Below are 11,548 nucleotides of genomic sequence, written 5' to 3' on the forward strand. Positions count from 1 at the left end.
ATCAATCAATCAATCAATCAATCAATCAATCAATCAATCAATCAATCAATCAATCAATCAATCAATCAATCAATCAATCAAGTAGTAAATTTTTACATATTAAACCATTCCTTCTGGTTTATCTAAAAAGGATAAAAAAGTATGCTTATTGATAACATAGAATCTTTTGAAAATAATATATTAGAAGATGTGCTTCCTGTTTTAAATAAAAAAGTAGATACAGAAATATATAAAGAATACCAAATAAGTGAAATGGCTGATATTGAAAAGAAATTTTTAAATGGTATTATAAGATATGTAAAACCTAAAAAGATATTAGAAGTAGGTATGGCAGCAGGAGGAAGTTCATTAATTATATTAAATGCAATAAAAGATATTAAAGATTCAAAATTGTATTCAGTTGATTATAGTACGGAATATTATAAAGATAAAAATAAAAATAGTGGCTGGGTTGTAGATGAATATTTTCCTAATTTAAAGAATAAGTGGATTGTAAATACAGGAGGACCTTTAGCAAAATTTATAGAAAATATAGGAAATGATATAGATGTATGTTTGCTAGATACAATGCATATTAATCCAGGAGAAATATTGGATTTATTAGTTGTTCTACCGTTTATGAAAAAAAATGGCATTATAATTTTACATGATACAATATTTCATATGGACTATGAAACATCTTATCATTATGTACATAGTTATACTAATGGTCTTATATTTAGTGTTTTAAAAGGAAAAAAATATATGCCAAGTGATATTTATATAAAAAATATAAGTAATATAGGTGCTGTAGTGTTAGAAAATAATTCTATTAATAATACTTTTGAGTATTTTTTTATATTAACATTTCCATGGTCATATATTCCAAATGATGATGATTTTGTTTATATAGAAAATATTATATCTAAGTATTATAATGAAAAGTTATCTAATTTATTTAAAGATGTAACGGGAATAAAAAGAGCAAGAAATTTACATGGAGAAGTTCTAAATACAATAAAAAATGGTAATAAATTCAACAATATTGTATCTAATATATCGAATTTTATTCCTTTTAAGAAAGCTCGTCAAAAATTCAAAAATAGTTTGATTTATGGTAAAGAAATTGATGAACGTAAAATAAAAGTCGATAATATGTTAAAAAAACTTATAAAGGAATAATATAGAAGTTTTAAAAAATTATATCAAGTTCATTTTATATTTATTATTGTATAGCTATTCATGACAATATAGATAATATTTTATTATTATAAGATGTTAAGTTTTTAATATTTAAAATGTTCTTTAAGTATAATTTTTATATTTTTTAATAATTAAATACATTTCAAATATAATATTTTAAAAAAATATATATAATACAATTTATATAAATTCATTTTTTATAAAAAATAAAAGCGTCCAATATATAAATATCAGACGCATGTGTTATATTTTAAGCTATATATTATTTAGCTATTTTTCTTCCTGTAGAACTGCTTATTTGCTGAGCGGAATTTTGTAAAGTTTGTTCTATATCAGCATTATTATTTAAAATAGCTTCATAGGCTCCTACACATATATTTCTTATTTCTGAATAATCAGATGAAGTATATATTGCAGGAGGTATTTGCTTAGTTATTTCACCTAACATTTGATTAAAACCTTCTCCAAAATATTCATCAGCTTCTTGGAATCTAGGGTCATCGTATACAGGTAAATATGAAGGGAATAGCCCATAATTTTTATACATTATAAGTTGATTATCAACGTTTAATAATGAATGTTCTACAAAAGCCCAAGCAGCTGCTTGTTTAACAGGGTCAGAAGCAGTTACAGTTAAAGTAGAACCGCCATGTGAAGAAGCTCTTACTCTGCCTTTAGTATAAGCAGGCATAGGCATAATAGCCCATTTCCCTTTCATCTCAGGCATTTGATCTTTGATAGTACCAGCCCACCAAGCTCCAGATAAATAGGTAGCTATTTCTCCGCTTTTATTTGCTCTTATAGAACCGTCCCAATTAACTGTGTTTACCATTATATTTTCATCAGCAAAACTTCTCAATACTTTTGTAGCTTCTATTGTTTTTGGAGATGATATAGTTATTTCGCCATTTTTATTTAGATAATAAGTATCATTTTGAACCATCATATTTCTCCAAACTCCATCATCTTGTACATACATATTTCCAAAGAATTTTACATTAGGAAATTTTTCTTGGAATTTTTTACCAGCAGCAATATAGTCATCATAAGTTTCTATGGTATTAGGGTCTATTCCAGCTTCTTTAAATAAATCAGCTCTGTAGAATAATACTACAGGACCAGAATCCCAAGCTATAGCTACTAATTTTCCTTCAGTATCATAACTTGTAGATACTTTAGAAGGGTCAACTTTAGAATCTATATCAGCAGGAGCTAATGATTTTAAATCTAAGAAATATTGAGGATAGTTTTCAGCGTAAGTTTGTACATAATCACTTTCTAATTGCATTATATCAGGAACACCTTGACCAGAAGAAAGTACAACGCCGGCTTTTTCATATAATTGACCAGCACCGCCAAATTCTTGCACTGTAATTTTTATTTTTGGATATTTTTCGTTGAATGTTTTTGCAGTCTCTTCTAATGCTTTAGCAGCAACATTCCAACCCCATACTATAAGTTCTGTTTCAGTATTTTCATCTATAGTAGGCAATTCTACAGATTGAGTTTTACTCTCTTTATTAGTTCCTCCTGAACATGAAAATAAGATTACTGAAAATAAAGCAATCAGAACTAAATTTAAATAACGTTTCATATAAAAACTCCTTAATTATATATAAAATATTATAGTATAAAAGTATGTAATATTCTATATGTAAAATATTTTTTATAAGCTATAATTGAATATTTTTATAAATGTATTAATTATTATTTAGTTAATACATTTAATTTTTTATATATACTGAAACAAATATATTTTATCAAAAATAATTTTTTTAAATATTTGCAGGACTTTACCTCGTACTCAAGTTCTTTACGAGTAAATACTTTTCACTATTGCTATAAGTCATAGTCTGCCTTCAGTGAGAACCAAAAGAACTGCATAAGTTTATATTATTTATAGTCTAAATTTACACTTTAAATTTAATATATAAGTTCTAACAATTGCGTTTTTCGCGAAGCGTACCCATAGGGTAAAAACTTTTTTGTGCGTCAAAAAAGTTGATAACATTTATATAATTTACAAAAGTTGCAAAACATAATTATTAATATATATATTAAATATACTTCCAAGTGTATCCTTTTTTCATCTCCAAAATTTCATCAACAGTGCCTTTCGCAATTATTTCGCCTCCGTTGGTGCCGCCTTCCAAACCTAAATCAATTATATAGTCGGCAGCTTTTATAACATCAGGATTATGTTCTATTATTATAACGCTATGTCCTTTCTCTACTAATTTGTTTAAAGCTATGAGAAGCTTATTAACATCATCGAAATGAAGCCCAGTAGTAGGTTCATCTAATATGTAAACTATATGCTCATCGCTTTGTTTTTTTGCTAACTCTGTTGCAAGTTTCAAACGCTGAAGTTCACCGCCAGAGAAAGTGTCAAGCCTTTGAGAGAGTTTTATATAACCAAGCCCAACTTCACTCATTATAGAAAGTGTTTTTGTTATTGATTTATCAAAGTCAAAAAACTCTATTGCTTCATCAACTGTAAGCTCTAATACTTCAGCTATATTTAAAGATTTGAACCTTACGGATAAAGTTTCATCATTATATCTTTTACCTCCGCAAGCCTCGCACACTATTTCCATGTCGGATAAGAAGTGCATTGCTATTTTTCTTATTCCTTTACCTTCGCAGATGTTACATCTTCCTTCTTTGCCGTTATATGAGAAACGTCCTGCTGCAAATGCTTTTGCTTTTGCTGTAGGAGTTTTGGCAAATATATTTCTTATTTTATCAAACACTTTACTATAGCTTACTAATGTACTTCTAATGGAGCCAACTATTGAAATTTGATCAACCAATATAGTATCCGAAACAATATTAGGTATTTCAACACTTTCAAATTTTGAATATTGATTGAGTCTGCGTTTCTTTAGAGCAGGGTAGAGAGTATCTATTATTAATGATGACTTACCGCTTCCAGATACACCAGTAACTACTACTATTTTTTTAAGCGGTATATCAACATCAACATTTTTTAAATTATTTGTTGAAACATTTTTTAATTTTATGCATTCAGTCTCTTCATTTCTTACAGCAGTTTTTTCAAATACTTTTTTTCTCTCGCTTAAATAATTTCCTGTAAGTGAATTATTATCTTTTAATATATCATCATATTTACCTTTAAAAACTACTTCTCCGCCGAAAGCACCAGCATAAGGCCCCATATCTATAATATTGTCTGCTGCCTTCATTGTGTCTCTGTCATGCTCTACTATTACAAGAGTATTTTTTAAATCCCTCAGTTCTTTTAAAGTATCAAGCAAATGATTTGTATCTCTTGGGTGAAGCCCTACAGTAGGCTCATCTAATACATAAAGCACTCCTGTAAGTTTAGAGCCTAATTGACTAGCAAGTCTTATTCTCTGAGCTTCTCCTCCTGAAAGAGTTGCATATTTTCTGCTCAAAAATAAATATCCAAGCCCTACTTTATCTAAGAAACTTAATCTCGTTCTAATTTCTTTTATTGCTTCTTTTGATATAGTATTTTCTCTTTCTGTTAAAAGATTTGGAAGCTCATCAAAGAAATTAATAGCCTCTTCAACTGTTAATGCACATACTTGGCTTATGTTTTTATTTTGTATGGTGTATGACCTTATTATTTCGTTTAGCCTCTCTCCATGACATGAATCACATTCCTCATCAATAAAGAATTTTCCGAGGGATTTATCTTTCCATTCTGAGTAATCTTCACTTGTAACATCATTATTAGAATGCCACTGAGTTATAACATTTCCTACAGAATAATCGCCTCCAAAGAAAAATGTATCAATAACTTTTTTATCAAGTTCATTGAAAGGAGTTTCATATAAATCTTTTTTTGTTATGCCGTTTCTTTTTAAAAATCTCATTAAAGAATCAGTATAATATTTTCCCGGAGTAGAAAACATATTATGAATAGCAGTGTCTAATGCACCGTCAAATAAAGGTTTTGTGCTGTCTTTTATCGCTAAATCTATACTAAATGTAGGTTTGCTTCCAAGCCCTTTACATTCCTCACAGTATCCCCAATGTGAATTAAATGAAAAATGTCTTGGTGTAACTTCAAAATCAAATAATATTCCATGAAGCAAACAAGCTGGGAATTTTGTATGAAAACTTTCTTTTACTATTATTCCCTGAGTTGCTTTTATATGTGCTACTCCGTTTGATAAATCCATTGCCTTTTCAATGGCATCTGCAATTCTTGCTCTTTTATCTTTTCCAACAACAACTCTATCAATCACTATGCCTACAGAATATATTTCTTCTTTTGATAATTCTTTAATGTCTTCTTCAGTGATATCATCTATAACATAGTCATTGTTGTTTATTTGCATTCTTACGTATCCCGCTTCTCTTGTTTTTTCTATAATCTTTTTAATATCTTTGGCATCATTATCATTAAAAGTAAATCTATGATTGAATGAACTATGATATAGAGGAGATATTATAACAAGTTTATTTTGTTCCATAGTGTCAACAATTTCGGTAGCAAGTATTGAAGGAGTTTCGGCTTTTAGAGTGTCTTTATCAGAGCAATGCGGACAATGTGGTTTGGCAAGCCTTGCAAAAATTAATCTAAAATAATCATAAATCTCTGTAACAGTTGCCACAGTAGAGCGAGGATTTCTACTCACATTCTTTTGGTCTATTGCAATTGCTGGTGCTAAGCCTTCTATTCTTTCAACATTAGCATCTTCAAATCTTCCTAAAAATCTTCTTGCATAAGTAGAAAGCGATTCAACAAATCTTCTTTGACCTTCTTTAAATATAGTGTCAAAAGCAAGAGAAGTTTTTCCGCTTCCTGATACTCCTGTGATAACATTTATTTTATTTTTTGGGAGTGTTAAGCTTATATTTTTAAGATTATGTTTATTAGCTCCTTTTATAATGAGAGATGTATTTTCTTCTTTTTTTATATCTTCTGTTTTTATATTCTCTTTTTTCTTTTTTGAAGGCTTTAATATTTCTTTAAGTTCTTTTGCTGTGAGAGATTCTTTTACTTTTATTATGTCTTCAGGCTTACCCTCAGCAACAACTCTTCCGCCTTTATCTCCGCTTAAAGGACCCATATCTATAATATAATCAGCACATTTAATAACGTCCAAATTATGCTCTACAACCAAAACAGTATTTCCTTTCTCAACAAGTCCGTCTAATGCTTTTAATAATTTTTTTATATCCTCAAAATGAAGTCCTGTAGTAGGTTCATCTAATATATATAAAGTGTTTCCTGTGGATATTTTATGAAGTTCGCTTGCAAGTTTTATTCTTTGAGCTTCTCCTCCTGAAAGAGTAGTTGACGGCTGACCTAATTTAATATATCCAAGACCTATATCTTCCATTATTTTTAATATTCTTGTAATTGAAGTTATACCGTCAAAAAATGTAATCGCTTCAGATACGCTCATTTCAAGAACATCATAAATGGTTTTGTCTTTATATTTAACGTCCAGAGTTTCTGCATTAAATCTCTTTCCTCCGCATTCCTCACAAGGCACTAATACATTTGAAAGAAATTGCATCTCTAATTCTATAACTCCAGCTCCTTCACATGTAGGACATCTTCCTGTTTTTACATTGAATGAAAATCTGCCTTTATCATATCCTCTCATTTTAGCAAGTTTGGTAGCGGCAAATAAATCTCTTATAGGCGATAAAACTTTTGTGTATGTTGCAGGGTTGCTTCTTGGTGTTCTTCCAATAGGAGATTGATCAACTTCTATAACTTTATCAATATTTTCAAGCCCTTCTATTTTTTTATGACTTCCCGGAGTTAAAGTCTTACCATAAAAATGATTATGCAAGGCACGCATTAATATGTTTTCAACTAAAGTAGATTTACCGCTTCCAGAAAGCCCTGTAACTACGATAAATAACCCCAAAGGAAACTCAACATCTATATTCTTAAGATTAAATTGATTAGCACCAATTACTTTTAGAAACTTTCCATTTCCTTCACGTCTTTGTTTAGGAATCTCTATATCATCATCGCCGCGTAAATATTTGGCAGTGTAGGATTTATCAGATTTTATAAACTCTTCATAATTGCCAATGCCTACAACTTCGCCTCCATTAACGCCAGCATTAGGTCCTATGTCAATTAAATAGTCTGACTCTTCCATTGTTTCTTTATCATGCTCTACAACTATGACAGTATTATTTTTGTCTCTTAATGTTTTTAATGACTCAATTAATTTTTTATTGTCTGATTGATGAAGTCCTATTGAAGGCTCATCAAGCACATATAAAACACCTTCAAGTCCGCTTCCTATTTGCGATGCTAATCTTATTCTTTGAGATTCTCCGCCTGAAAGAGTAGGGGAAGAACGTTCTACTGTTAAATAAGTAAGTCCTACTTTTACTAAAAATGTTAATCTGTAAATTATCTCTTTTACTATAGGAGCACCAATAACTTCTTCATTTGGTTTTAATTTTAACTTAGTAAAATAATCATATAAATCTTCTATGGTCATTGAAGAGAAATCAGCTATAGTTTTGCCGTTAAATTTTACTGACAAAGCATCATCATTGATTCTTTTACCCTTGCATTTAGGACATTCAACTTCGTCCATAAAATTGGCATAATAATTCATTTTGTAAGTTTCGTAGTCATATTTTAATCTATCTAAAATTCCGGGAACTCTCTCTTCTACTATTTTGCTATGATACCAAAATCTTTTTCTCCATTTTACTTCTTTATCAGTTCCGTAAAGTAAATATTTTTTTTCTGTTTTAGTTAAATCTTTCCAAGGTTTTTTTAAATCTATTTTATAAGTCTTTGCGATAACTTCAAGTTCATCAGTACCATATTCAGCGTCAAAACCGATATGCCCATCTACGAAACAAGATAAAGCACCATCGTAAATACTTAAATTTTCATCTTTTACAATATGTTTTTCAGTAAATACATGCTCAACTCCAAGGCCTCCGCAAACAGTGCATGCTCCCATAGGGTTATTAAACGAAAATAAATTAGGCTCAATGTCCGCAATAGAGTGTCCGCAATTTGCACAAGACCTTTCAGTTGTGTAGAGTTTATAATACTTATCTATCTCAAACTGCTTGCTCATTTTTATTTTTTTCTTTTTAGTTTTTGTATCTTCTTCAATATTTTCTTGACTTTGTATTTCTAATGCTTCTTCACTTTTTTCATGCTCTTCATAGAATGCCACTAAACCTTTTGTTATTCTGATTGCTCTTTCAATATCATCAGTGATTCTTGACAAATACTTATCTTCAACTTTTATCCTGTCAATTACTATTTCTAAAGTGTGCTTCTCATATCTTTTTAACTCTGGTATTTTATCTTCATCAAATTTATAAACTATGTTATCAATTCTTATTCTAGGATATCCTGCAAGTTTAACTTCTTCAATTTCTTTTCTATATTCTCCCTTTCTGTCTCTTACAATAGGGGCAAGCACTAAAATTCTTTTTTCTGAAAACTCTCTTAAAACACTTTGTGCGATTTGGTCTTCACTTTGCTTAGAAATTTTATGTCCGCATTTAGAGCAATAAGGCACTCCAAGCCTTGCAAATAATAATCTAAAAAAGTCATAAATCTCTGTAACAGTGCCCACAGTAGAGCGAGGATTTTTATTTACGCTTTTTTGGTCTATAGAAATAGTAGGGGATAATCCTTCAATATGTTCAACATCAGCCTTAGCCATAACACCCAAAAACTGTCTTGCATAAGCCGACAATGATTCTAAATATCTTCTCTGTCCCTCTTTAAAAATAGTATCAAAAGCAAGAGAGCTTTTTCCACTTCCTGATACTCCTGTTAAAGTAGTTAAGGTTTTATGTGGTATTGATAGTGATATATTTTTAAGGTTATGCTCTTTAGCACCTCTTATCTCTATAGAATTGTTAGACATTGATTTATCCTTTTTTAAAAAGTTAAACAATTATAACATAAATTCTATATAAAAAAAGCTTTATTGATATTAAATATTAATAAATAAATTTTATTACATACCCCGCCCTTTAATATTTGCTGTTTATATTTGAACATAGAATTTAATTATATTTTATAGTAAACATTAAAAAGCATGCCCACCCAAGCGGTATTTAAATTGAGAATTTTTATTAGAAAATAGAATTTTAAAACTTATCCACCGCACGCAGAATGAAACTAAAAGATATAGATATCTTATAATTCAAATTTAATAAAATTATATAATAAGCTAACCGTGCGTTAAAGAGATTATGAATTTAATTAACATTAGGGTGGGTGTGCTTTGACAAATTCAGTAATAAGAATTGATTAAATAAAAAGTCCAAAATAAGACAATAAATATAATAGGGCGGGGTGTGTAAATAAAATTAAAAAAGGCTTTATAATATATCTCTATACTATAAAGCCAATAGTAAATTATGAATATGTGTTATTATATGTCTAAAGCAGCATGATAGCCCCAATAAACAGCATTTGTTATTGTTGCAACTTTTGCAGCATCACCAATCACCCTTACAAACGGAGCTGTGTCTCTTAATTTTTCAACAGTATCAGTGCAAGATTTTTGTCCTAAAGCACATATAACGCTAGTGCCTTCAACTAATACTTCTTTATTGTCTTTGTCAACGCATAATATTCCGTCTTTTCTTACTTCTATTCCTTTACATCCAGTATGAACTGTAACATATTTATCAACTTCTTTTAAAAGTAAAGGTCTATGTCTTACATTAGCATCAGGAGCAAGTTCATCTCTCATCTCTACAAGATGTACTTTCTTGCCTTCCATTCCCAAATGTATAGCACATTCACAACCAGCTAAACCGCCTCCAAATACTACTACATTATCAGTTACTTTATCTTTTTCTTTATAATAGTTGTTTACTATTACAACATTATCACCATCTAAACCTTTTATAGGCGGAACTAAAGGAGTGGAACCTACAGCTATTATTAATGCATAAGGATTTTCTTTTTCAACTAACTCTTTTGTAACTTCTGTGTTTGTACGAATTTCTACACCAGCTTTTTTAGCAAGCAATTCATAAGTGTGAGATAAATCATACATTTCTTTTTTGAAAGGAAGAGCCTGTTCGCTTTTTAATATACCGCCAATTTCTGCTTCTTTTTCGCATAATATAACTTTATGTCCTCTTCTTGCAGCAGTGTAAGCCGCATATAATCCTCCGGGACCAGCACCTGCAACCAAAACTTTTTTGCTTTCTCTAGCAGGCATAATCTCAACTCCGTCAAGCTCTCTTCCTATTAAAGGATTAACAGTACATCTTCTTGTAGCAGTAGCAGCACGCTCAGCCATACAAGTAAAACATCTTAAACAATGTACAATCTCTTCATCTCTGTTTTCCATTACTTTTCTAGGAAGTTCATGGTCAGCAAGCAAAGCACGAGCCATATAAACAACATCAGCCTTTCCAGAAGCAATAATCTCTTCCATTTGCTCAGGACTATTTAAGCCGCCTATTGTAGATACAGGTACAGAAACATACTTTTTTATAGCTTCAGCTAAATAAACGTTGCATCCATGTGTCTTAAACATAGAAGGGTGAGTGTCTCCAAAACCTCTTTGATAAGTACCTGCAGAAACATGAAGCAAATCCACATAAGGAGATATCTGTTTAGCTATTTCTATTCCTTCATCTAAATCATAACCGCCGTCAAATAATTCAGAACCGCTGAACCTAAACTCTATTGGGAATCTCTCTCCAACAGCTTTACGTACAGATGTTAATACTTCTATTGCTAAACGGCATCTATTTTCTAAACTTCCGCCGTATTCATCTTTTCTTTTATTGAAATATGGAGAGAAAAATTGATTTAATAACCAGCCATGTCCGCCATGTATTAAAAGCATTTCAAAACCAGCTCTCTTAGCAAGACCAGCAACATTACCATAAGCATCAACTATGTCTTTAATCATTTCTTTTGTTAAAGATTTTACTTCCACACCGTCAGGACGAACAGTGTCAGAAGGACCCCATTGAGCCATACTCTGTTTTTTGCTCTTGTCTGTCATATATGTTCCGGCATACATACCAGAGTGAGATAATTCTAAACTTGCTATTGAACCATGTCTGCGTATAGCGTCAGCAGTATATCTAGCAGCAGCAAGAGAGTTTAATATTTTTGTATCTAAATGATAAGCATGAGAGCCGTCTGTTTCAGGATGCACCATACATTCGCTTACTGTAACAGCACCAGCACCGCCTCTTGCTCTTAATTCATAAAATGCAGTAGATTTAGGTCCTATACAGCCATCATTAGTTATATCAGTTCCGCCCATTGGAGCTGAAAACATTCTATTTTGAAAAGTAACACCAGCTATTGTTATAGGTTTACATAGATTAGGATATTTATGTTTCATATTTTATCTCCTTACATTTTTTATTTTTGTAT

4 protein-coding genes are annotated in these 11,548 nt (G+C 30.5%); 1 reads left to right on the forward strand and 3 read right to left on the reverse strand.

The window, feature by feature from the left end:
• Positions 1-141 precede the first annotated feature (141 nt).
• Entirely contained in the window at positions 142-1,161 is a 1,020-nt protein-coding gene (locus Q0H31_RS07815; RefSeq protein ID WP_295297011.1) for an O-methyltransferase, read from the forward strand.
• 283 nt (positions 1,162-1,444) lie between these two features.
• Here the strand turns inward: Q0H31_RS07815 and Q0H31_RS07820 are convergent, their stop codons facing one another.
• The 3 genes from Q0H31_RS07820 to Q0H31_RS07830 form a co-directional block, all read right to left on the reverse strand.
• Positions 1,445-2,776, reverse strand: coding sequence for an extracellular solute-binding protein (locus tag Q0H31_RS07820; RefSeq protein ID WP_295297013.1), 1,332 nt, complete (start codon positions 2,774-2,776; stop codon positions 1,445-1,447).
• A 463-nt stretch (positions 2,777-3,239) separates the two neighbouring features.
• A complete protein-coding gene (uvrA, locus tag Q0H31_RS07825; RefSeq protein WP_295297015.1) occupies positions 3,240-9,056 on the reverse strand; it encodes an excinuclease ABC subunit UvrA in 5,817 nt (1,938 codons plus the stop codon).
• 513 nt (positions 9,057-9,569) lie between these two features.
• Positions 9,570-11,516, reverse strand: coding sequence for an NAD(P)/FAD-dependent oxidoreductase (locus tag Q0H31_RS07830; protein ID WP_295297017.1), 1,947 nt, complete (start codon positions 11,514-11,516; stop codon positions 9,570-9,572).
• Between the last annotated feature and the right edge of the window lie 32 nt (positions 11,517-11,548).

This window comes from uncultured Brachyspira sp. (genome assembly GCF_934747485.1).
In the GTDB taxonomy this organism is placed as follows: domain Bacteria; phylum Spirochaetota; class Brachyspiria; order Brachyspirales; family Brachyspiraceae; genus Brachyspira.

Excerpts from the sequence above, each read along its gene's own strand:
- Q0H31_RS07815 (WP_295297011.1), top strand. The coding sequence starts at position 142 with ATGCTTATTGATAACATAGAATCTTTTGAAAATAATATATTAGAAGAT.
- uvrA (WP_295297015.1), bottom strand. The coding sequence starts at position 9,056 with ATGTCTAACAATTCTATAGAGATAAGAGGTGCTAAAGAGCATAACCTT.
- Q0H31_RS07830 (WP_295297017.1), bottom strand. The coding sequence starts at position 11,516 with ATGAAACATAAATATCCTAATCTATGTAAACCTATAACAATAGCTGGT.
- Q0H31_RS07820 (WP_295297013.1), bottom strand. The coding sequence starts at position 2,776 with ATGAAACGTTATTTAAATTTAGTTCTGATTGCTTTATTTTCAGTAATC.